The organism is Nocardia sp. NPDC005745, assembly GCF_040630775.1.
In the GTDB taxonomy this organism is placed as follows: Bacteria; Actinomycetota; Actinomycetes; order Mycobacteriales; family Mycobacteriaceae; genus Nocardia.
Genome location: NZ_JBEXYF010000009.1, coordinates 82,389 through 103,492, shown reverse-complemented (window position 1 = coordinate 103,492; position 21,104 = coordinate 82,389). Strand labels below are relative to the sequence as shown.

Annotated in this window: 20 protein-coding genes; 11 read left to right on the top strand and 9 right to left on the bottom strand. The window is 69.6% G+C overall.

Annotated elements, in window-relative coordinates; translation table 11 throughout:
• Positions 1-32: 32 nt before the first annotated feature.
• Positions 33-503: a VOC family protein gene (locus ABZ420_RS12215; RefSeq protein WP_040866102.1), complete on the bottom strand. Its 471-nt coding sequence runs from the start codon at positions 501-503 to the stop codon at positions 33-35.
• Positions 504-555: 52 nt separating this feature from the next.
• Between ABZ420_RS12215 and ABZ420_RS12210 the strand changes: the two genes are divergently transcribed.
• The 3 genes from ABZ420_RS12210 to ABZ420_RS12200 all read left to right on the top strand — a co-directional run bounded on the left by ABZ420_RS12210 (position 556) and on the right by ABZ420_RS12200 (position 2,837).
• Positions 556-1,455: a helix-turn-helix domain-containing protein gene (locus ABZ420_RS12210; protein WP_357120748.1), complete on the top strand. Its 900-nt coding sequence runs from the start codon at positions 556-558 to the stop codon at positions 1,453-1,455.
• Positions 1,456-1,483: 28 nt separating this feature from the next.
• Positions 1,484-1,897, top strand: a complete 414-nt coding sequence (locus ABZ420_RS12205) for a DoxX family membrane protein (RefSeq protein ID WP_357120745.1) — start codon at positions 1,484-1,486, stop codon at positions 1,895-1,897.
• 487 nt (positions 1,898-2,384) lie between these two features.
• Entirely contained in the window at positions 2,385-2,837 is a 453-nt protein-coding gene (locus ABZ420_RS12200; protein WP_062970801.1) for a universal stress protein, read from the top strand.
• Positions 2,838-2,922: 85 nt separating this feature from the next.
• Here the strand turns inward: ABZ420_RS12200 and ABZ420_RS12195 are convergent, their stop codons facing one another.
• From ABZ420_RS12195 to ABZ420_RS12185, 3 genes are all read right to left on the bottom strand, one after another.
• Positions 2,923-5,133, bottom strand: a complete 2,211-nt coding sequence (locus ABZ420_RS12195) for an ATP-binding domain-containing protein (protein WP_357121061.1) — start codon at positions 5,131-5,133, stop codon at positions 2,923-2,925.
• Positions 5,134-5,341: 208 nt separating this feature from the next.
• Complete coding sequence (locus ABZ420_RS12190; RefSeq protein WP_357041777.1) at positions 5,342-5,677, bottom strand: antibiotic biosynthesis monooxygenase; 336 nt, start codon at positions 5,675-5,677, stop codon at positions 5,342-5,344.
• A gap of 5 nt (positions 5,678-5,682) precedes the next feature.
• Positions 5,683-7,032, bottom strand: coding sequence for a diguanylate cyclase (locus ABZ420_RS12185; RefSeq protein WP_357120742.1), 1,350 nt, complete (start codon positions 7,030-7,032; stop codon positions 5,683-5,685).
• A gap of 276 nt (positions 7,033-7,308) precedes the next feature.
• On the opposite strand from ABZ420_RS12185, the gene ABZ420_RS12180 reads away from it, so the two are divergent.
• Both ABZ420_RS12180 and ABZ420_RS12175 read left to right on the top strand, forming a co-directional pair.
• Positions 7,309-8,451: a beta-ketoacyl synthase N-terminal-like domain-containing protein gene (locus tag ABZ420_RS12180; RefSeq protein WP_357121058.1), complete on the top strand. Its 1,143-nt coding sequence runs from the start codon at positions 7,309-7,311 to the stop codon at positions 8,449-8,451.
• Positions 8,452-8,681: 230 nt separating this feature from the next.
• On the top strand, positions 8,682-9,392 hold the full coding sequence (locus tag ABZ420_RS12175; protein ID WP_357120739.1) for a sigma 54 modulation/S30EA ribosomal C-terminal domain-containing protein: 711 nt from the start codon (positions 8,682-8,684) through the stop codon (positions 9,390-9,392).
• A gap of 3 nt (positions 9,393-9,395) precedes the next feature.
• Here the strand turns inward: ABZ420_RS12175 and ABZ420_RS12170 are convergent, their stop codons facing one another.
• The gene (locus ABZ420_RS12170; protein WP_357120736.1) at positions 9,396-10,985 is read right to left on the bottom strand and encodes a GAF domain-containing protein; all 1,590 of its coding nucleotides are present in this window, start codon (positions 10,983-10,985) and stop codon (positions 9,396-9,398) included.
• Between the two features lie 476 nt (positions 10,986-11,461).
• Between ABZ420_RS12170 and uvrA the strand changes: the two genes are divergently transcribed.
• The gene (uvrA, locus tag ABZ420_RS12165; RefSeq protein ID WP_357120733.1) at positions 11,462-14,413 is read left to right on the top strand and encodes an excinuclease ABC subunit UvrA; all 2,952 of its coding nucleotides are present in this window, start codon (positions 11,462-11,464) and stop codon (positions 14,411-14,413) included.
• A 53-nt stretch (positions 14,414-14,466) separates the two neighbouring features.
• Here uvrA and ABZ420_RS12160 read toward each other — a convergent pair whose 3' ends face one another.
• From ABZ420_RS12160 to ABZ420_RS12150, 3 genes are all read right to left on the bottom strand, one after another.
• A complete protein-coding gene (locus ABZ420_RS12160) occupies positions 14,467-15,177 on the bottom strand; it encodes an alpha/beta fold hydrolase (RefSeq protein WP_357120730.1) in 711 nt (236 codons plus the stop codon).
• A gap of 240 nt (positions 15,178-15,417) precedes the next feature.
• The gene (locus ABZ420_RS12155; RefSeq protein ID WP_063050489.1) at positions 15,418-15,759 is read right to left on the bottom strand and encodes a DUF1844 domain-containing protein; all 342 of its coding nucleotides are present in this window, start codon (positions 15,757-15,759) and stop codon (positions 15,418-15,420) included.
• 4 nt (positions 15,760-15,763) lie between these two features.
• Positions 15,764-16,291, bottom strand: coding sequence for a DinB family protein (locus ABZ420_RS12150; RefSeq protein WP_357120726.1), 528 nt, complete (start codon positions 16,289-16,291; stop codon positions 15,764-15,766).
• A 335-nt stretch (positions 16,292-16,626) separates the two neighbouring features.
• On the opposite strand from ABZ420_RS12150, the gene infC reads away from it, so the two are divergent.
• From infC to ABZ420_RS12130, 4 genes are all read left to right on the top strand, one after another.
• On the top strand, positions 16,627-17,292 hold the full coding sequence (gene infC / locus ABZ420_RS12145) for a translation initiation factor IF-3 (RefSeq protein WP_357121055.1): 666 nt from the start codon (positions 16,627-16,629) through the stop codon (positions 17,290-17,292).
• A gap of 58 nt (positions 17,293-17,350) precedes the next feature.
• The gene (gene rpmI / locus ABZ420_RS12140; protein WP_357120723.1) at positions 17,351-17,545 is read left to right on the top strand and encodes a 50S ribosomal protein L35; all 195 of its coding nucleotides are present in this window, start codon (positions 17,351-17,353) and stop codon (positions 17,543-17,545) included.
• A 110-nt stretch (positions 17,546-17,655) separates the two neighbouring features.
• The gene (gene rplT, locus ABZ420_RS12135; protein ID WP_357120720.1) at positions 17,656-18,036 is read left to right on the top strand and encodes a 50S ribosomal protein L20; all 381 of its coding nucleotides are present in this window, start codon (positions 17,656-17,658) and stop codon (positions 18,034-18,036) included.
• Positions 18,037-18,076: 40 nt separating this feature from the next.
• Entirely contained in the window at positions 18,077-18,874 is a 798-nt protein-coding gene (locus tag ABZ420_RS12130; RefSeq protein ID WP_357120717.1) for an RNA methyltransferase, read from the top strand.
• Positions 18,875-18,950: 76 nt separating this feature from the next.
• Here the strand turns inward: ABZ420_RS12130 and ABZ420_RS12125 are convergent, their stop codons facing one another.
• Positions 18,951-19,505 (bottom strand): TetR/AcrR family transcriptional regulator, encoded by a 555-nt coding sequence (locus ABZ420_RS12125; RefSeq protein ID WP_357120714.1) that lies wholly within the window; start codon positions 19,503-19,505, stop codon positions 18,951-18,953.
• Between the two features lie 120 nt (positions 19,506-19,625).
• Between ABZ420_RS12125 and ABZ420_RS12120 the strand changes: the two genes are divergently transcribed.
• A complete protein-coding gene (locus tag ABZ420_RS12120; protein WP_357120711.1) occupies positions 19,626-21,053 on the top strand; it encodes an MFS transporter in 1,428 nt (475 codons plus the stop codon).
• Positions 21,054-21,104: the final 51 nt, after the last annotated feature.

Sequence of the window (21,104 nt, the reverse complement as noted above, 5' to 3'; positions counted from 1 at the left end):
TTCGCCGGCCAACCGCGGAGGCAGCCGAGCCGTCAGGACTGGGTGGCCATCCATTCGTTCACCCGGCGCTCGGCCTCTTCGCGCGAGACGTCCTCGACCTTGGTGAGCACCGCCCAGCGGTGGCCGAAGGGATCGATGACCACGGCGAACCGATCACCGGTGACAAAGGTCTGGGGCTCCTCGACGCTGCGGGCGCCGTGTTCGACGGCGCGCCGCACGACCGCGTCGACGTCCGGGCAGTAGTGCACGATCGAGGTGTGCACCCACTCGCCGTTCGGTGCCAGGACGCCGTTGTCTGGAATGGGCATCCCCATCTGCAGGGTCGAATCGCCGATCTTCAGTTCCGCGTGCGCCGGCTGACCATCGGGCAGGTCGTTGCGAGTGATCACCTCGGCCTCGAAGACGGCGGTGTAGAAATCGATCGCTTTGTTGCCGTCGCCGACCGCGAGAAAACAGGTGATCGAGTGGTAGCCGTCGGCGATGGGATTCACTGTGTTCGTCATGCCCACCACTTTCGCCGGTCGCGGCCGGTGGGTCTTGTAAGAAAGCGACACCGTGGCGCCTAGCGCCGAATCCGCCGCCGGGCCGCCGCAGGCCCGCAACCCCGCCGCGCCCACCGACACCAAGGGAATCCTGCACCCGGACGAGCAGGCGAAGCATCGCTCCCTCCTCCGCTTGCCGCCGAGCCCGGCGGTGGACCGCTACGTCGAGTGGTACTGGGCGGTGCAGTGGGATCTGCGCGGCAGGCCGCCGTACCGAGCCGAGGTGCTGTCCTACCCGAGCGTGAACGTCACCTTCGAGCGATCCGAGACGCGCACCGGCGGATTCGTCAACGGCGTGGTCACGACGAAATTCATACGTGAACTCAGCGGGCAGGGGGAGACGTTCGGGATCCGTTTCCGCGCGGGCGGGTTCGGCGCGTTCACCGGCCTCGATGTCGGCTCGTTCCGCGACCGCGCCGTGCCCATCGGCGACGTACTGCCCGACGCCGCCGGCCTGACCGAGCGGGTGTTCGACGCGCCGACCGCCGAGCGGCGCCGCCTTGTCGTCGAGGATTACCTCGCGGACCATCCCGCCGTGGCGGACCCTACGTATAACTTGGTGCTGCGCATCGTCGACGCCATGGCCACCGACCAGGAGCTGACCAGGGTCGATCAGATCGCCGAGCGATTCGATGTGCCCGCCCGTACATTGCAGCGCATGTTCCGCCGGTACGTCGGCGCGGGTCCGAAATGGGTGCTGCGGCGCTACCGGTTGCAGGACGGCGCCGATCTGCTGGCGAAGGGCCGTACCGAAGATCTCGCGACGTTGGCCGCGGAACTCGGTTATTTCGACCAGGCGCACTTCTCGCGTGAGTTCACCACGGAAGTGGGTATGGCCCCCCTCGAATACGCCAAGAATTCGCTACGCTTCCGCAACGAGGTCACCGCGAAGGTCGTACGGACGCGGGATTAGTTGCCGGACTGCCGACGAGGAGCCGGACATGGACGTCGTGGTGTTGATCGGACGAGTGTTGTTCGCGGTGCTGTTCCTGACCTCCGCCCTGGGGCACTTCACCCGGACCGAAGCGATGGCCGGGTACGCCCAGAGCAAGGGAGTCCCGATGGCGAAGGCCGCCGTGCTGGGCTCGGGTCTGCTGTTCGCCCTCGGCGGCCTGAGCGTGCTGCTGGGTGTCTGGGCCGACGTCGGTGCACTGCTGCTCGTTCTCGCGCTGCTGCCCACCGCCGTGGTGATGCACCGGTTCTGGCAGGAGGCCGACGAGGAGACCAAGCAGAGCGAGCTGATCCAGTTCAGCAAGGACGTGGCTCTGGCGGGCGCCGCCCTGATGTTGTTCGCGTTCTTCGCACACGTCGAGGAACTCGGATTGACCATCACCGGACCCCTTTTCGACCTCTAGTCCCGCCCCTGTGCGCTAATTTCGCGCATCGTTTTCAGCGCAGGAAGAGGAAGCCGTGGACCGCATTGGAGCGATTCTTGGCATATTCTGGGCAAACTATCGGCAGTGGCCCTGGCGGCATGGTAGTCCGGTTCCCATCGGCCTGTTCCCGGCGCGTGATTCACGTGCCGGACAGCCCGCTCTTCATGTGACGGACCTGGCTCTGTGATGAATATCCCAGGCCCGCAAAACGGTTCGACGCGGTTGTGGCACCTCACAGGTTTAGTTCCCCGGAATTGGGTCGGCCCTGGTTGCTCAGGCCCTTCCGGCATTCCCTGGCGAATCCGCGGCGGGAATGGCCGAACACCCCGAGTGTGATGTCTTGCGATTTCTGATATTTCCGCCCGGTTTGCCGCTATGGTCGAGCCCAGTCGCCGCGCCGGCGTCCCGGTCGTACCGGAACGAACCCGCGCGCGGCACCTGACCCACCGCATAGTTGGAGGAGAGAATGACCGCCTACCGGACCATTGTCGTCGGTACCGATGGCTCGGACTCGTCGTATGTCGCCGTCGAGAAGGCAGGGGCCCTGGCCGGTGTGTCCGGCGCGACCCTGGTCATCGCCTGCGCGTACTACCCGACCGACGACCGCGATGTCGCGGCCGCGGCCGACGTGCTGAAGGAAGAGGCCTACCAGGTACGCGGTTCCGCGCCGACCAACGAGATCCTGCGCATCGCCCGCGACAAGGCGATCGCGGTGGGTGCGGCCGACATCGTCGAGCGCGCCATCGTCGGCGAGCCGGTGGAATCGCTGCTCGCGCTGATGAAGGAGGTCGACGCCGACCTGTTGGTCGTCGGTAACCGGGGCCTGAACACCCTGGCCGGGCGGCTGCTCGGCTCGGTGCCCTCCGACGTGGCGCGCAAGTCCCGCTCCGACGTGCTGATCGTGCACACCGTGCGCTGAGTCTCGCGACGATCGAAAGGCTCCGTGTCCATCGCGAATCGCGATGTGGCGCGGAGCCTTTCTCGTTCCGAGATCCGGGCGCCGATCAGCGCAGCCGGGCGAGCACGCCGGGCAGGTCCGCACCGTGCACCACGCCGAGCCGCTGGGTGGCGCGCGTCAGCGCGACGTACAGATCGTTGAGCCCGCGGGGCGATTCGCCGAGGATGTCCTGCGGTTCCACCAGGTAGACCGCGTCGAACTCCAAGCCCTTCACCTCGTGCACGGTCAGCACCCGCACCGACTCGCCCGCGAGATCGGCCAACTCCGCCACCAGCGCCTGCGGCGCAATCACCGCCGTGGTGCCCGGCCCCGTCTCGGTGGCAACCAGCCGAGCCACCTCCGCGTGCACCTCGCCGGGCGCGACCCGGTACGCACGCGGCGCGACGCCGGTCTCGCGGACCGAACGCGGCGCGGTCGCCGCCGGATCGATGGCGGCAAGGACGTCGGCCGCGACGTCCATGATCTCCGCGGGGGTGCGGTAGTTGACGGTGAGCTCGGTCAGCTTCCACCGGGACGCGACGTAGGGCTCCAGCATCCGCTGCCACGAGGACGCGCCCGCCGGGTCGCCGGTCTGGGCGACGTCCCCGACCACGGTGACCCACCGGTTCGGGATGCGCCGCATCACCATGCGCCACGCCATCTCCGACAGCTCCTGCGCCTCGTCCACGATCACGTGACCGTAGGTCCAGGTGCGATCGCCCGCGGCGCGCTCCGCGGTCGTCTGGCGGGAGCGGGTGTCCTGTCGTTCGGCCAGCTGGCTCGCGTCGATCAGGTCGTAGGCCATGAGGATCTCGGGATCGAGATCGTCCTCGAGATCCTGCGGCGCGGAGCCGGTGAGGATGTCGAGGGCGTCCTGCGCCTCGGCGATCCGGGCGCGCCAGCGGCGGCGGGCGCGCTCGCGTTCCTCGGTGTCGTCCACGCCGAGCAGTTCGGCCAGCTCGTCCAGCAGCGGCGCGTCGGCGGCGCTGAACCGCCCGTCGTCCGGTCGCAGCAGTTCGGCGCGGTCGGCCGGGTCCAGCGAGCTCGCGGCCCGGTCCAGCCGCTTCGGGTCGGCGAGCAGGTCGGCCAGCACGTCCTGCGGGGACAGGATCGGCCAGAGTTTCGCGATGGCGGCCTGGATCTGCGGATCGGCGCGCATCTCGTCGCGGATCTCGGTGAGGTCGGCCGAGCTGAGCAGGCTGGGGCCGCCGGAGAGATCGGAGCCCATGGTCTCGGCCAGCTGATCGGTCAGTGCGTCGATCACCGAGGCGGCGAAGATCGGCCGGGCCAGGTTGTGCGGGCGGCGTGAGGACCGGGCGCGGCCGCGGGCCTTGGTGGCGATCTTGCGATCCAGCGACACCGGATAGCCGTCGAAGCTGAGCCGAACGGGTTCGGCGGGCACTTCCTGGCGGTCGCGCACCGCCTGCTTGAGCACCTCGAGGATCGTCAGCGAACCCTTGATCTCGCCGGCGCGCAGCGAATCCTCGCGGGCCGCTCGCACGCCCGGATACAGATCGCCGATGGTGGACAGCAGTACGCCGGTCTCGCCGAGCGACGGCAGCACCTGGCCGATGTAGTCCAGGAAGGTGGCGTTCGGTCCGATGATCAGCACACCGCTCTTGGCCAGCTGCTGACGGTAGGTGTAGAGCAGATACGCCGCGCGATGCAGCGCGACGGCGGTCTTGCCGGTGCCCGGCCCGCCCTGCACGACGAGCACGCTCTTGTGCTCGGAGCGGATTATCGCGTCCTGCTCGTGCTGGATGGTCTCGACGATGTCGTTCATGTGACCGGTGCGCGCGGCGTTGAGCGCGGACAGCAGCGCGCTCTCGCTGCCGACACCGCCGTCGGCGTCGGTGACGCCGGCCCGGCGCGCGGCCTCCAGATCGAGGTACTCGTCGTTGATCGCGGTGACCTTGCGATTGCGCGAGCGGATGTGCCTGCGCCGGGTCACACCGTCCGGCGCCGCGGTGGTGGCCAGGTAGAACGGGCGCGCCAGCGGGGCACGCCAGTCCAGCAGCAGGCTCTCGTAGTCATCCTTCTCGTCGAGGATGCCGAGCCTGCCGATGTAGCGGTACTCCTCCTGCTCTCCGTCGAGGTCGATGCGGCCGAAACACAGGCCGTGCTCTGCGGCATCGTATTTCGCCAGGTCCTCGGTGTAGAGCTGGCTGAAGGACTCTCGTTCGCTGCGCGCCTGCGGGGTGCCCCCGGTCTCCAGCAGCACCGTGCGCAACCGGTTGCGCGCGTAGTCGCGCATCTCGTCCAGCCGCTCGTACAGCACCGACAGGTACGCCTGTTCCCGGTCGGTCTCGCGGGTCCGCTCGGGGGTGCCGTCGTGGGCGGCACGGTCCTGAGTGAGGTCGGGCAAACTGAACTCCTTGTCACCGCGAACAGGCGCGCGCCCCGCTACCCCGGCCGGGCAGGTGAACGCGCGGAAAGCAGAGTTGTCGAGTTTACCGGTGCGGCGGCTGGCTCGCCGCAACCGCAGGTCAGGGCCCCGGCTGCGAAGTGGGGCCCGGGTCGTGGTCGGGGGTGAGCGGTACCGGCGTGAAGTGCTCGACCACCGGGAACGGGTCGTAGAAGTGGTGTAGCAGGTCCTTCCAGCGCTGATATTCCGGCGAGCCGCGGAACCCGACGACGTGATCGTCGAGCCGGTCCCATTCCACCCGGAGCAGGTAGCTGCCCGGCGACTCCACACCGCGCGACAGCGACAGCGACCGGAAGCCGGGCATGCTCGCGATGATCGGCCGGGCCGCGGCGAAAGCGGCCTCGAAATCGGCCGCACGCTCGGGGCGAACCGGCAGCAGGGCGTGTTCGATGATCATGCGCGTCAGGAGGCGTGGGTGCTGTTCGGCCTGCGGCCCTTGGTGACGGTGCCTTCGCGTCGCCCCGGCGGCTTCGCGCGGTACATCGCCAGGTCCGCGTCGTGCAGCACGGCTTCCGGGCTGCGCCGATCGCCCACCTCGAGCTCGGTGACGCCGATCGAGGCGTTCACCTCGATCCGGTGCCCGCGCGCGATGATCGGCTCCGCCATGGTGGAACGCAATCTGCTCACCAGTGCTTCGATGTCGACGCGGCGGGTGCGCCCGGACAGCAGCACCAGGAACTCGTCACCGCCGAGCCTGCCGACGATGTCGTCGCCGCGCAGCGCGCGCTGCAACCGCTGGGCGACGATCTGCAGCACCGTGTCGCCGATGGCGTGCCCGAGGGTGTCGTTGATCGCCTTGAACCCGTCCAGGTCGATGAACAGCACGGTGGACACCGGCAGCAGTTCGTCGGTGCTGGCCAGCGCGGCGGCCAGCTGGGAAAGGATCAGCGAGCGGTTGGCCAGCCCGGTGAGCGAGTCGTGCGTGGCCTGATACTCCAATTGCCGCCTGCTGGCACGGAATTCGGTGATGTCGGCGAAGGAGGACACGGCCGAGGAGCGCGGGTCGCCGGGGTTGAGCAGGCGGCTGCTGCCCGACAGCCAGCGGCGCTGACCGTCCACCCGGTCGACACCGAAGACGTAGCCGGTGATGGTCTCGCCCGTGGCGAGCGTGCGCGCCACGGGATGGCGGCCCGGCGGCAGCAGCTGGGCGTTCGCGTCCAGCAGCACCAGCGGCAGCGACTGGATGGTGCGCCCGATCACCTGGCGGTCGGGTCCCTCGGTGCCGAAGATGCGTTTGGCCGCCGGGTTCATCGATTGGATGCGGCCCTCCGGATCGATGACCACGACGCCCTCCTCCAACTGGGAGACGACCGTGGTGAAGTAGTGCTCGGCTCTGCGCTGCGCGGCCTCGGCGTGGCGCTGGGCGGTGAGGTCGTGGATCACCACCTGGTAGGCGAGGCGGTCGTGCCAGGCGGTCAGCACCGACACCGTCTCCACGGGGACGGTGCCGCCGTCCACCCGCATCAGCGTCATCTCCGTGGGGATCGAGGCCGCGCCCGCGGTGGTGAGGGTGCTGATGCGGTCGAGCATGGAGGGGACGGACGCGGGGTGGACGAAGTCGGTCAGCGGGCGGCCGACGATCTCCTCGGCGTTCTCCGCGGCGAGCAGGCGGACGGTCGCCGGGTTGACGTAGACGACCCGGCCGCGCTCGTGCACACAGATTCCGTCCGGGGTGTGTTCGACCAGGGAGCGGTAGCGCGCGGCCAGCTGTTCGGCGGCGTCGACCGCGGCGGCCAGCTTGTCGTCACCCACTCGAACCCCCGATCATCGACCCGATTATGGCCATTGGAACACGGGATCATTCTGGTATCGACGTGTACAAGATCACATCGTCCACGGTATTGCTTCGATCACAGTACTGGCACGTTCCCGGCCGAGGTCCGGCGATCATGGCAGATACCGGTTGCCGAGTCGAGAAGGGGCGAACCGCTCGAGCGTCCCGGGCAGCCGGCGAAGGAGCGAGACATGCCTGGTGCCGACCCGAACACCGCCGCGCGATTCCGAACTCCGCCGAGGCATCGAGATCCGATGACCATCGCCGGGATCGGCGCGATCACCGGCTACGGGTGGGGCCGGGAACGGCTGTGGAACGGGTTGCTCAGCGGCAAGTCGGCCGCCGCCCTGCTGCCCGGCTACGGGCCCGGCCGGGACGAGGACGCCTGGGTATCGCTGGTGCCCGACGGTGGCGATCCCGAGCTGAGCACGAGCCGTTACGGCCGGGCCGTGCACGAGGCGGCGCGGGAGGCCGTCGCCGACGCCCGCGAGCGGGGTTGGCGGCCCGGCCGCACGGTCGGTCTGCTGCACGCCATCGTGCTCGGCGACGTGGCGGACTGGCGCGACTTCTACCTCGTCGACGGGGGCAACCGCCGGTCGAGGGACTACCTGCGGCTGTTGCCGTCCACCCCGGTCTCGATGCTGATGCAGGAGTTCGGCTTCCACGGTCCGGCGATGAACGTGTCCGCCGCGTGCAGTTCCGCCAACGTCGCGCTGATCACCGCGAAGCTCTGGCTGGACGCGGGCATGGCCGACGACGTGATCTTCGTGGCGACCGACCTGTCCGCCACCCCGGACATGGTGGAGAGCTTCGTCCGGCTCGGCGCCGCGGTCACCGATGCCGAGCCGCTGGACGCGTGCCGCCCCTTCCAGCAGGGCAGCCGCGGGTTCAGCATGGGGGAGGCCTCGGTGGCGTTCGTGCTGACCCGCTCGGCGGACCGGCCCTACGCCGCGGTCCTCGGCGGCGCGATGTCCAACGACGCCTATCACGTGGTCTCGGTCGACCCGACGCACGAGCAGATCCTCGACTGCGCTCACCGCGCGCTCGCCGATGCGGAGGTCGCCGCCACGGACGTGCGTTATTTCAACGCGCACGGGACCGGGACCAGGCAGTGCGATGTGGCCGAGCATCATCTGATCGAGCACCTGTTCGCAGGCCCTCCGCACATCTACGCGCTGAAGCCGCTGGTGGGCCACTGCCAGAGCGCGGCGGCCGCCGTCGAGGTGGCGGCGGCCGCGCTCGGCTACGAGCGCGGCATCGTGCCCGCGGCCCCCATCGTCGCGCCCGCGCATCCACGGTTGCTGGACGGCTCGGCGCCGTTCGAGGGCGGCGTCACCCTGAAGCTCTCCCTCGGCATGGGCGGCAACAACTCCGTCGTAGTGCTCGGCGCCGCCTGACCGCGATTCGCCGCGCGGGCGAGCGCCCCGCCCGGCCCGGTCGGCCTGATTCGGGCCGGTACCGGCACTTTTCGCCGATGGGGACTTTCGGCCCTGTTCGTGGCAGCGCACGCGGTGCTGGCATAGGGGCGGGACGGATCGATCTGGAGAGCGGGGCAATGCAGATGGTCTCATCAGGGCCGCGGTGCGTATCGGAACAGTGGACGACGGCCGCGGGGCCGGAGGTCGCGGTGACCACGCGAGGGGAGGTGGCCGCCTTGGACGTCACGCGGGCGGTGCGAGCCGTCTCCCGGGTGCTGCGCAGACACCATCTCGACGCTCCCGCCCGGGTGCGCCTCGGCGCGCTGCCCGGCGCTGAGGCCCTGACGGTGGTGCAGGTCGACGTCCGCCACCGGGACGTCGTGACCCGGGTCCAGGTCACCGGGCCGCGCGGGTTCGCGGTGACCTTCGCCGCCGAGCGCCTCGACCGCCGGTTGGCCCGGCTGGCCGCGCGGGAAACGCGGCCTTGGCCCGATCCCGCCCGGCCGGCGCTGTCCCGCGCCGGGGAGCCGCGTCCGATCGTTCGCCGCAAGCAGTGTGCCCTGTCCACCTGCACGCCCGCCGAAGCGGTCGCGGTGCTGGACGCCATGGATTACGAGGCCCACCTGTTCACCGACGCCGAGACCGGCGAGGACGCGGTGGTGCACTGGGCAGCGCCGGGCGTGCGGCTCATCCGCCAGCGCGCGACATATCCGCCGATCCGGTCGCCGGAGCCGGTACGGAGCACCCCGCCGATCGTCGTGGACGCGGAGCCCGCCGCATGCCTGCCTCCGGGCGAGGCTGCGACGGCGTTGTGCCGCGGCGGACTGCCGTTCCTGTTCTGTACCGACCCGGACAGCGGCCGGGGCGGGCTGCTGTACCGGCGCCACGACGGCGATCTGGCGCTCGTCGCGCCCGTCTGATCACTAGGCCAGCGGCGCGGACCAGTGCACCCTGGTGCCGCCGCTCTCGGTCCGCCCGACCGTGCAGCGGCCGTCGGACATGCTCGCCCGCTGCGCGAGGTTGGCCAGCCCGCTCGGTGTGACCTCCGCGGGCATTCCCGCGCCGTTGTCCTCGACGAGCACGGTCAGCTCGTCGTCGACGGTGATCTCGACGGCGAGCCGGTTGCCGCCGGAATGACGCACCGCGTTGCTGACCGATTCGCGCACCACGGCTTCCGCGTGGTCGGCGAGCGCGTCGCCAACCACCGACAGCGGCCCGGCGAATCGCACACTGGTCCGGAAGGCGCCGTCGGCGGTCTGCTGGCGAATCGCGTCCTCCAGCCGCCGCCGCAGCGGGTCGCCGCCGTGCAGGTCGAAGATCGACGTGCGGATCTCCTGCACGACCTCCTGTAAACCGTCCATCTCCGCCGAAAGCCGTTGCCGGACTTCGGGATCCCGCGTGCGTGCCACGGTCGCGCGCAACCCGAGCCCGACCGCGAACAATCGTTGGACGACGTGGTCGTGCAGGTCGCGCGCGATGCGGTCGCGGTCGGCGAGCACGTCGAGTTCGCGCATCCTGCGCTGGGTCTCGGCCAGCTGCATGGCCAGGGCCGCCTGGTCGGTGAACGCGGCGGTCAGTTCGATCAATTCGCCGGGGTACGGGGGAGCTCCGGGTGGCCGCGCGATGATCAGCACGCCGAGCGCGAGATCCGCGGTTTGCAACGGCAGCACCAGCGCGGGCCCCGCCGGGCCCACCGCCGCGCCGAGATCCTCCCCGGCGGCCTCCGGCACCTGTACCGGCGCGCGCTGCGTGAATGCCGTACCGGTGACGGTGCCCGCGATGCGCACCCGCTCCGGGCCCGGTCCGGGGCCGAACCATTGCGCCACCACGAGTTCGGTGGCTTCGTCGGGCGGCGTCGCGGGCGCCACCACGGCCAGCAGCGCCTGCTGCGAACCGGTCAGCGCGCGGGCGCGGGCGACCACCTGCGCGAGCACCAGATCCGGCGCCGTGCCCGCGAGGAATTCGGTCGCGATGTCGCGGGTCGCCTCGATCCACGCCTGCCTGGTCCGCGCGGACTCGTACAGCCTGGCGTTCTCGATCGCGATGCCCGCCGCGGCGGCCAGCGCCAGCACGATGGCCTCGTCGTCGTCGGTGAAGGGTTGCCCGCCCGCCTTCTCGGTGAGGTACAGATTGCCGAAGATCTCCTCGCCGACCCGCACCGGGACGCCGAGGAAGCTGCCCATCGGCGGATGATCGGGCGGAAAGCCCACGGAGGCAGAGTGTTCCGACAGGTCGTCCAACCGGATCGGTCGCGGGTGCGTCAGCAGCAGGCCGAGTACGCCCTGCCCTCGCGGAGCGCGGCCGATGTGGGCCGGCGTCAGGTCGTCGACGCCCTGGAAGATGAATTCGACCAGCCGGTCGCCGTGTCCGCGTACGCCGAGCGCCCCGTAGCGGGCGTCGACCAGACGGGTGGCGGTCCGCACGAGGGCGCGCAAAGTGTCGAGCACCGTTGACGAGAGATGAGGGGTGAGTTCCGTCATGAAGGAGTCGGGGGAGGCCGGTGGGGGGCGCACAGCGCGCTCAGTCTAATCGGCGGTCCCTGCGTGCGCTGCGGAGTTGCGCCGCGCGGTGACCCGGGGGAGTCGGCGCGGCCGGAGACATCGGCGCGGTCTCGACCAGCGTGACGGGGTCGCAGTGTGGGTCGTCACACACACGCGGGGTGACGTCGAGCACCGGGCGGCGGCGCGCCACTCCGCTGTCGATCACTCGCCTCCCAGGTCCCGGCTGCCTCGGGTGCGGGCGGCGGCAGCGTGGCGGCCGCGTCGAGGGGAATGACGAGTGCGGTCGCACTGTTGACCAGTGGTGCCGGGAGGGCGATGCTACGGAGGCGGCCTGGCCTGTTTCCCCGGCCCGATCCGTAATGTCCGGCCGCCGGGTTCCCGCTATTCGTCGAGGTGACGGGCGGTCCGCGAAACTTGTCGGTGCCCATGCCTAGCATGGCGGCCGGGGGTATTTCTGGACGCCGAACACGAAGGAGAAGGGACGACCTGTGGCGGAACGCCTCACTGTGCGCGGAGCTCGGGAGCACAACCTGAAGGGTGTCGATCTCGACCTGCCCCGCGACAGCCTCATCGTGTTCACCGGTCTGTCCGGCTCCGGCAAGTCCAGCCTGGCCTTCGACACGATCTTCGCCGAAGGGCAGCGCCGCTACGTCGAGTCGCTGTCGGCGTACGCGCGGCAGTTCCTGGGGCAGATGGACAAACCCGACGTCGACTTCATCGAAGGTCTGTCGCCCGCGGTGTCCATCGATCAGAAGTCGACCAACCGCAACCCGCGCTCCACCGTGGGCACCATCACCGAGGTCTACGACTATCTGCGGCTGCTCTACGCGCGGGCGGGCACGCCGCACTGCCCCGTGTGCGGCGAGCTGATCGCCAAGCAGACGCCGCAGCAGATCGTCGACCAGGTGCTTGCCATGGAGGAGGGCATCCGCTTCCAGGTGCTCGCCCCGGTGGTGCGCACCCGCAAGGGCGAGTTCGTCGACCTGTTCGACCAGTTGAACTCCCAGGGCTACTCCCGCGTGCGGGTCGACGGCGTGGTGTATCCGCTCACCGACCCGCCGAAGCTGAAGAAGCAGGAGAAGCACGACGTCGAGGTCGTGGTCGACCGGCTGGCGGTCAAGCCGGGTTCCAAGCAGCGCCTGACCGATTCGATCGAGACCGCGCTGCGGCTCGCCGACGGCATCGTGGTGCTCGACTTCGTCGATCGCGACGAGCACGCGCACGACCGGGAGCGCCGCTTCTCCGAGCGCCTCGCCTGCCCGAACGGTCACCCGCTCGACATCGAGGACCTGGAGCCGCGCTCGTTCTCGTTCAACTCGCCCTACGGCGCCTGCCCGGACTGCACCGGCCTCGGCATCCGCAAGGAGGTCGACCCGGAACTGGTGGTGCCCGACCCGGGGCTGAGCCTCAACGACGGCGCCATCGCCCCGTGGTCGCGCGGCCAGACCGCCGAGTACTTCACCAGGCTGCTGTCCGGTCTCGCCGACGCCATCGGCTTCTCCATGGACACCCCGTGGCAGGATCTGCCGCCCAAGGCGCGCAAAGCGGTGCTGGAGGGCAGCGCCGACCAGGTGCACGTGTCCTACACCAACCGCTACGGCCGCAAGCGCTCGTACTACGCGGACTTCGAGGGCGTGATGCCGTTCCTGCAGCGGCGCCTGGAGAGCACCGAGTCCGAGCAGATGAAAGAGCACTACGACGGGTACATGCGCGACATCCCGTGCCCGGTGTGCAACGGCGCCCGGCTGCGCCCGGAGATCCTCGCCGTCACCATCGCCGCGAACGGCGACAAGAAGTCCATCGCCGACGTCAGCGACCTGTCCATCGGTGAGTGCTCGGCGTTCCTGAATTCGCTCACCCTGGGGGAGCGCGAGGCGGCCATCGCCGGGCAGGTGCTCAAGGAGGTGCAGGCGCGACTGGGCTTCCTGCTCGATGTGGGCCTGGAGTACCTCTCGCTGTCCCGCGCGGCGGCCACGCTCTCCGGCGGTGAGGCGCAGCGCATCCGGCTCGCCACCCAGATCGGCTCAGGTCTGGTGGGCGTGCTGTACGTGCTGGACGAGCCGTCGATCGGTCTGCACCAGCGGGATAATCGCAGGCTCATCGAAACCCTCACGCGCTTGCGCAATCTCGGCAACACGCTGATCGTGGTCGAGCACGACGAGGACACCATCCGCGCCTCGGACTGGGTGGTCGACATCGGCCCGTACGCGGGCGAGCACGGCGGCACGGTGGTGCACAGCGGGCCCTACGAAGAGCTGCTCACCGATCCGAACTCACTGACCGGCGCGTATCTGTCGGGCCGGGAGCGGATCGAGGTGCCGCTGGTGCGCCGTCCGGTCACCAAGAAGCGGCAGCTCACCGTCGTCGGGGCGAACGAGCACAACCTCAGGGGCATCGACGTCGCGTTCCCGCTCGGCGTTCTCACCTCGGTGACCGGCGTCTCCGGGTCGGGTAAGTCGACCTTGGTGAACGACATCCTGGCGACGGTACTGGCGAACCGCCTCAACGGCGCGCGGCAGGTGCCCGGCAGGCACACGCGGATCAACGGGCTCGACCACCTGGACAAGCTGGTGCAGGTGGACCAGTCGCCGATCGGCCGCACGCCGCGGTCCAATCCGGCCACCTACACCGGCGTCTTCGACAAGATCCGCACCTTGTTCGCGGCCACCACCGAGGCGAAGGTGCGGGGATACCAGCCGGGCCGGTTCTCGTTCAACGTCAAGGGCGGTCGCTGCGAGGCCTGCTCCGGCGACGGCACGCTGAAGATCGAGATGAACTTCCTGCCGGACGTCTACGTCCCCTGCGAGGTCTGCCACGGGGCCCGGTACAACCGGGAAACCCTCGAGGTGCACTACAAGGGCAAGACCATCGCCGAGGTGCTGGACATGTCCATCGAGGAGGCCGCCGGATTCTTCGAACCGGTGACCTCGATCCACCGCTACCTCAAGACCCTGGTGGACGTCGGGCTCGGCTATGTGCGCCTCGGGCAGAGCGCTCCCACCCTCTCCGGTGGCGAGGCCCAGCGGGTGAAGCTCGCCGCCGAGTTGCAGAAGCGGTCCACCGGTCGCACCGTGTACATCCTCGACGAGCCGACCACGGGTCTGCACTTCGAGGACATCCGCAAGCTGCTCAACGTCATCAACGGCTTGGTGGACAAGGGCAACACGGTGATCGTCATCGAACACAACCTGGACGTCATCAAGACCTCCGACTGGGTGATCGACATGGGCCCCGAGGGCGGCTCCGGCGGCGGCACCGTGGTGGCGGAGGGCACGCCGGAAGACGTCGCGGCCGTCGCGCACAGCTACACCGGCCAGTTCCTCAAAGAGGTGCTGGACCAGCCGCCCGCGCCGCAGACCGCCGCGAAGAAGGCTCCGGCGAAGAAGACCGCCGCGAAGGCCACCAAGCGCGCGGTGAAGAAGACCGCGGCGGTCGGCTGACCCGTTGTCCGATGCGGCGCGGCCCGGAAGCTCTGGGTCGCGCCGCTTTCGCCTCAGCGGTTGGCGATGGTGTGGATCAGTGCGGCGAGTTCCTTCGGCTTCGACCACATGGGCCAGTGTCCCGTGGGCAGGTCGACGTACTCGGCATCGATGCGCGCCAACTCGGTGAAGAGGGGGGCTTCCCCGTTGTCCCGCAGCTTCTCGACCAGATCGGCGGTCATGCTGCTGCAGATCACGGTCGTCGCTACGGCCAGCCGCGCGGCCGAATCGCTCAATCGCAGCGGCGCGGCCGCGACGGACGTTGGCTCCGGCACGGCGCGTTCGCGGAAGCGCGCCAGGGCGGCTTCGTCCAAGCCCGCCAAGCTGCTGCCTCCGGCCTCCAGTTCGGACCATTCCGGCAGCGCCCACTCGCGCGCGGCGATGTCCAGGGCGGAGTTGATGACGAAGCCGTTGGGCAGCGGAGCGCTGTCGACGTAGATCGCGCGGCGGAACAGGGTGGGCGCCCGGTCGATGGCTAGATAGGCGGGCGCCGCGCCGCCGGAATGCGCGACGAGCACGACTGTCTCGTCCGCGGGCACCGCGTCGATGATGGCTTGCGCTTGGGATTCCAGGGTGGCCGACAACCGATCGGGATCAGCCGCGTCCAGGCCGGGGAGCGTGAGCGCCGTTACCTCGTTGCCACGCTGCCGCAGATCGGGTGCGACCTCGTCCCACGCCCATGCACCGAGCCAGAATCCGGGAGCGAGCAGAATCCGAGTAGCCATGGGCTCACTGTGCCCTACCCGTTGGGAAATTTCCTAAACATCGTTGTCCCAGTGCGTGATTCGCCCACAATTTCCGCCGCGCTTCGGAATTCCGTCGGGCCGGGAGCGGCCCGACGGGTATGTCCTCGCCGGATGCCCGCCGCGGTCGGCGGCTCGGCGCAGCGCGACACCGGGCGTCGTCGCTCAGCGCCGGGATCGAGCCGCTGGGCGCGACGTCCTCGTGCCCCGTGGCCGAGCCGGTCAGTAGACCGGGCCGGTGTACTTCTCGCCAGGGCCCTTGCCCGGCTCGTCGGGATGCGCGGAGGACTCACGGAAGGCGCGTTGCAGCGACTGCAACCCTTCGCGAATCGGTCCGGCGTGCGGGCCCAGGTACTCCACCGACGCCGTGACGAGTCCCGCCAGCGCGGTGATCAGACGGCGCGCCTCGTCCAGGTCGCGGCGCGGGCTGGTGTCCGGGTCCTCGTCGGCCAGCCCGAGCTTCTCCGCCGCCGAACTCATCAGCATCACCGCGGCGCGGCTGATCACCTCGACCGCGGGGATGTCGGCCAGTTCGCGTACGGAGGCGTCGAGCTCGTCAGTCATGCCTTCAGGCTAGCGACGCCGCGCGCAGCATCCGGAGGTGGCCGATCTCCGTGACGTTCTTCATCAGCTCCGCGTTCACCCAGCCCGCCAGGTGCGCGACGGTCGATCCGGCCTCGGCGGGCCACGGATAGGCGGAAGGGCGGTCCAGATCGGTCTCGTCGAGCATGTCGAGCACGCGCGTCCACTCGCTGTGCAGATCGCGCAGGCAGGCGATGGCGGCGGCGCCCTCGCCGGGCCAGTGCACGTCCTCCCGCGCGGGCGGGGTGACGCCTTCGGCATGATCGATGGCGGCGCCCCACCACCAGCCGATGTGCCAGGTGAGCCAGCCGATCGTGGGGACGGGCACGGGGTCGGGTTCGGTGTCGGCCCAATCCGGCCGCCATACGCCGTCGGCATCGGGGCGGACCGTCCAGCTGAGTTCGGCGGGTTCCCAGAGGAAGTCCTCCGGCGTGAGAGCGTCGAGGTGGATCCCGGCGAGTGACCAGATCAGGTCGAACTGCCATCGCAGCAGGTCACGGCGTGGTGTGCGCACCGGGGGAGCGTGGCACGCGGGACACGGCCGGGCAAGGTATTTTCGGCCCGATTCGGCGATAGCGGAACGGAATGTTAGACTTTCCGCTGACGACCGCCCCGGGCTTGCCCCGGGGCTGATAAGTGGAGCCCGACTCCCACCGTTGCCGACGAATCATCGTACGGTCAACGGTCCGGTCGCCCGCCCGCGAGGGCGGGTTTCTCGTGCCGAGGTTCTCGTGGAGAACCGGGACGCGAGGGTCGGCCCGAGTTCACTCGTGGCCGGCGATCGGTCGACATCGGGCCCCGTCGCGGAATACCGCACCGGGGCCTTCGTGTTGAACAGGGGTTGCAGTTATTGCGCGCGGTCGTCCGACGACACCGCTTGACCTAGGAGGCCCCATCAGCACTGAGACCCGCATCAACGATCGCATCCGTGTTCCCGAGGTCCGGCTCATCGGACCGGGCGGCGAGCAGGTTGGGATCGTGCGTGTTGAAGATGCACTACGCGTCGCCCTCGAAGCCGACCTCGATCTGGTCGAGGTGGCACCGGATGCCCGTCCGCCGGTCTGCAAGATCATGGATTACGGCAAGTTCAAGTACGAGACGGCGCAGAAGGCGCGCGAGTCTCGGAAGAACCAGCAGCAGACGGTGATCAAGGAGCAGAAGCTCCGTCCGAAGATCGACGACCACGACTACGAGACCAAGAAGCGCAACGTCGTTCGCTTCCTCGAGGCCGGGTCCAAGGTCAAGGTGACGATCATGTTCCGGGGACGCGAGCAGTCCCGCCCCGAACTCGGCTTCCGGCTGCTGCAGCGCCTGGCGTCCGACGTCGCCGAGCTCGGATTCGTGGAAACCTCGGCCAAGCAGGACGGTCGCAACATGACCATGGTCCTCGCCCCCCACAAGGGTGCGAAGACCCGGGTGAAGGCGCAGCAGGAGTCGGTCCCGCGCCCGGCGCCCAGCGCCGCCCCGGCCGGTCAGCCCGCTGCGGAGCAGGCCGAGACCGCCGGCCCGCAGTAACACCGATCAGAACACCGGCGGTCCGCCCCGACCGCCGGGACGACAGATAGAGGAATCCATGCCGAAGATGAAGACCCACAGCGGCGCCTCGAAGCGATTCAAGGTGTCCGGTAAAGGCAAGCTGCTGCGCCAGCAGGCGAACCGTCGCCACCTGTTAGAGCACAAGCCCAGCCGCCGGACTCGTCGTCTGGACGGCGTGGAAGTTGTCGCCTCCGCCGACGTCCGTCGCGTGAAGAAGCTGCTCGGTCTCTGATCGCGCCCGCACAGACCGATAGGCACACCGCGACCGGACCAGCTCCGTCGCCACCCACCGACCCATTTCCGGGCGCTGCCCCGCGCCCCCAGATCGATTAGGACTGACCAGTGGCACGCGTCAAAAGGGCCGTCAACGCTCAGAAGAAGCGCCGTTCCATCCTCGAGGCCTCCAAGGGTTACCGCGGCCAGCGCTCGCGGCTGTACCGCAAGGCCAAGGAGCAGCAGCTGCACTCGCTCGCCTACGCCTACCGGGACCGCCGGGCGCGCAAGGGTGACTTCCGCAAGCTGTGGATCGCGCGCATCAACGCCGCCGCGCGGATCAACGACATCACCTACAACCGCTTCATCCAGGGCCTGAAGGCCGCCGGTGTCGAGGTGGACCGCAAGATCCTCGCCGAGCTCGCGGTGTCGGACGCCGAGGCGTTCGCCGGTCTCGTCGCCCTCGCCAAGGCCGCCCTGCCGCAGGACGTCAACGCGCCGGCCGCCTGAGTCGCATCCGTTGGCACACGGACACCTTTCGGAACGACCCGTGGAAGCGCTCAGTGAGCGCAATCCGCGGGTCGTTTCCGCTGTCAAGCTGCAGCGTGGCGCGCAGCGTCGCAAAACGGGCCGATTCCTCGCCGAAGGCGCCAATGCCGTCGCCGCGGCGCTGGAGACCGCGCGCGTCCACGAGTTGTTCTTTTCGGCGGCGGCCGCCGAACGAGACCACGCGCTGATCGCGGGGGCGGCCGCGGTGGGGGTCCGCACCACGCTGGTCAGCGATCGAGCGGCACAGCATCTCGGGGAGACCGTGACCGCGCCGGGACTGGTGGCGGTCTGTGACCTGCTCGACGTGCCCTTGAGCCGGATCTTGGACGCGCGACCGCGCATGCTGGCCGTCCCGGTCGAGATGGCCGAGCCCGGGAACGCGGGCACGCTCGTGCGGGTCGCCGACGCGGTCGGCGCCGACGGCGTCGTGCTGGCGGGTGACACGGTCGACCCGCACAACGGCAAGTGCGTGCGGGCCAGCGCGGGCAGCATCTTCCACGTGCCGATCGCGCGGCACCGCGATGTGGCCGAGACGCTGGACGCGATCGCCGCGGCGGGTATCACGATCCTGGCGACGGCGGCGAACGGTGAAGTCGGCCTGGACGACGCCGACGCACTGTTCACCGGCCCGGTGGCCTGGCTGTTCGGCAACGAGGCGCACGGCTTGGACCCGGCCGTGGCGCGCCGGGCCGACCATCGCATCCGCATTCCCATTCGTGGCCGCGCCGAGAGCCTGAACCTGGCGACGGCCGCCGCCATCTGCCTGTACGCGAACTCCCGCGTTCGCTACGGTGCTTGATCTCCGACGCCCACGTCAGGTCTCGCGGCTGTCTCGCAGTCCAACGGGTGTCGGCGAGCGGCCGAAGGTCGGATCGTCAATCGCCATCGGTGCTCAGATTCTCCAGAAGCTCCGTCGCCCACGCCGCGGGGATCGCGTCCGGTCCCGCCACCCGCATCGCGCTCATCACCGTGAGCAGCATTCCGGTGGCGAGGAAGCGCCGAGTCTCCGTTTCCGGTGCTCCCGTCAGTTCCCGGATCAACTGGTAGATCTCCCCGAATCGGGCCCTGACCTGGTTGCCGATCTCCGGCTCGATGCTGGCCGCGAACCCGTGCAGCAAGAGCTGGAGCAGCTCGCGTTCGGCGAGGAAGACCGAATAGCCGCCGCCGAGTGCCGCCAGAGCCGCTTCGGGGTCCGCGCCGGGCGCCGCCTCCGCGCGCGCGGCGCGGAAGACCTCCTCGATCCGGTCGCACACGCGGTGCAGGGCTGCGCGGAACAGGTTCTGTTTGGTGCCGAACAGCCGGATCACGTACGGCTGTGACACGCCCGCGAGCCGGGCGATCTCATCGGTCCGGGTGGCGGCGTAACCGGATTCGGCGAACGCGCGGATCGCCGCGCGCAGCACCTGTTCGCCCCGTTCGCTTGCCGTCATCCTGGTCCTGGTCGCCATCGTGCTCCGTGTTCGCTGGTCTGGGCTCGGTCTTGACATGTTATCAGTGGATGCATAACGTTCTCCATATTAGTTATCAGTCGATTACAACAAGGACTGGACATGACCGAGACCCTTCCACCCGCCGCGGCGCCCGTCGCCGCGCCCGCGGCCACGATCGGTGGTCGCAGGCTCGCCGCCGTACTGGCCGCGGTCGGCATCCCGATGTTCATGGTCACGCTGGACAACCTGGTCGTGACGAACGCGCTGCCGGTGATCCGCACCGAACTCGGCGCCTCGCTGGCCGACCTGCAATGGTTCGTGAACGCCTACACGCTGTCGTTCGCCTCGCTGCTGCTCACCGCGTCCGCCCTCGGTGACCGGCTGGGCAGACGCCGGATCTTCCTGCTCGGCATCGCGGTGTTCACGGCGGCCTCCGCGATCTGCGCGCTGGCGACCGCGCCGGACATGCTCATCGCTGCGCGGGCGGTACAGGGCTTCGGTGCGGCGGCGGTGATGCCGCTGTCGCTGACACTGTTGTCGGCGGCGGTGCCGGAGAAGATGCGCAGCGCCGCCATCGGCATCTGGGGCGGGATCGCAGGCCTCGGCGTGGCACTGGGTCCGCTCATCGGCGGGGCGGTCGTCGAGGGGCTGAGCTGGCAGTGGATCTTCTGGGTGAACGTGCCGATCGGCCTGCTGGTGCTGCCGTTCGCGCTGCGGGTACTTGGTGAGTCGCACGGCGGCAGCAGGCGGGTCGACCTGCTGGGACTGCTGCTGTCGGCGGGCGGCGTGCTCGCGGTGGTGTGGGGCGTGATCCACGGCGCCGACGATGGCTGGACGTCTCCCGGCGTGCTGTCCGCGCTGGTCGGCGGCGTTGTGCTGCTCGGCTGCCTGATCGCCTGGGAGCTGCGTACGCCGGATCCGATGCTGCCGCTGCGGTTGTTCCGCTCCCGCGCCTTCCGGGTGAGCAATGCGACCGGCTTCACCTTCTCGATGGGCGTGTTCGGCTCGATCTTCCTGCTGGCGCAGTACTTCCAGGTCGTGCAGGGCTATGGGCCGTTGCAGTCCGGTATCCGCACCATGCCGTGGACGATGGCGCCCATGGTCGTCGCTCCGCTGGCGGGTTTGATCGTCGACCGGGTCGGCGCCAGGGTGCTGCTCACCACCGGGCAGGCGTTGCTGGCCGTCGCGCTGGCCTGGATGGCGGTGGTCACCTCCGTCGACGCGAGTTACCTGTCGTTCGTCGGTCCGTTCCTGCTCGGCGGCATCGGCATGGGCCTGACCTTCGCGCCGAGCGCCACCGTGGTGATGGCCGCGGCGGCGGAGGAGGACCGCGCGATAGCGTCGGGAACCAACAACACCCTGCGGGAAGTCGGGGTGGCCATGGGCGTCGCGGTGCTGGCGTCGGTCTTCGCCGCGCAGGGCTCCTACGAGGATCCGCAGAGTTACGTCGACGGACTGGTGCCCGCGGTGTGGGTCGGCGCCGCGATCGTCGCGGTCGGCGCGGTGGTGTCGCGGTTGCTGCCCGCCCGCATCGCCGTCGCGCGCTGACCGCCGAACCGTCGCGCGCCGATCGCTGGACGCCCGGTCACCGGAGTTCTC

Bases quoted from the DNA above. Each gene is read 5' to 3' on its own strand.
- ABZ420_RS12215 (WP_040866102.1), bottom strand. From the start codon at position 503: ATGACGAACACAGTGAATCCCATCGCCGACGGCTACCACTCGATCACC.
- ABZ420_RS12205 (WP_357120745.1), top strand. From the start codon at position 1,484: ATGGACGTCGTGGTGTTGATCGGACGAGTGTTGTTCGCGGTGCTGTTC.
- ABZ420_RS12200 (WP_062970801.1), top strand. From the start codon at position 2,385: ATGACCGCCTACCGGACCATTGTCGTCGGTACCGATGGCTCGGACTCG.
- ABZ420_RS12190 (WP_357041777.1), bottom strand. From the start codon at position 5,677: ATGATCATCGAACACGCCCTGCTGCCGGTTCGCCCCGAGCGTGCGGCC.
- ABZ420_RS12180 (WP_357121058.1), top strand. From the start codon at position 7,309: ATGACCATCGCCGGGATCGGCGCGATCACCGGCTACGGGTGGGGCCGG.
- ABZ420_RS12160 (WP_357120730.1), bottom strand. From the start codon at position 15,177: ATGGCTACTCGGATTCTGCTCGCTCCCGGATTCTGGCTCGGTGCATGG.
- ABZ420_RS12155 (WP_063050489.1), bottom strand. From the start codon at position 15,759: ATGACTGACGAGCTCGACGCCTCCGTACGCGAACTGGCCGACATCCCC.
- rpmI (WP_357120723.1), top strand. From the start codon at position 17,351: ATGCCGAAGATGAAGACCCACAGCGGCGCCTCGAAGCGATTCAAGGTG.
- ABZ420_RS12125 (WP_357120714.1), bottom strand. From the start codon at position 19,505: ATGACGGCAAGCGAACGGGGCGAACAGGTGCTGCGCGCGGCGATCCGC.
- ABZ420_RS12120 (WP_357120711.1), top strand. From the start codon at position 19,626: ATGACCGAGACCCTTCCACCCGCCGCGGCGCCCGTCGCCGCGCCCGCG.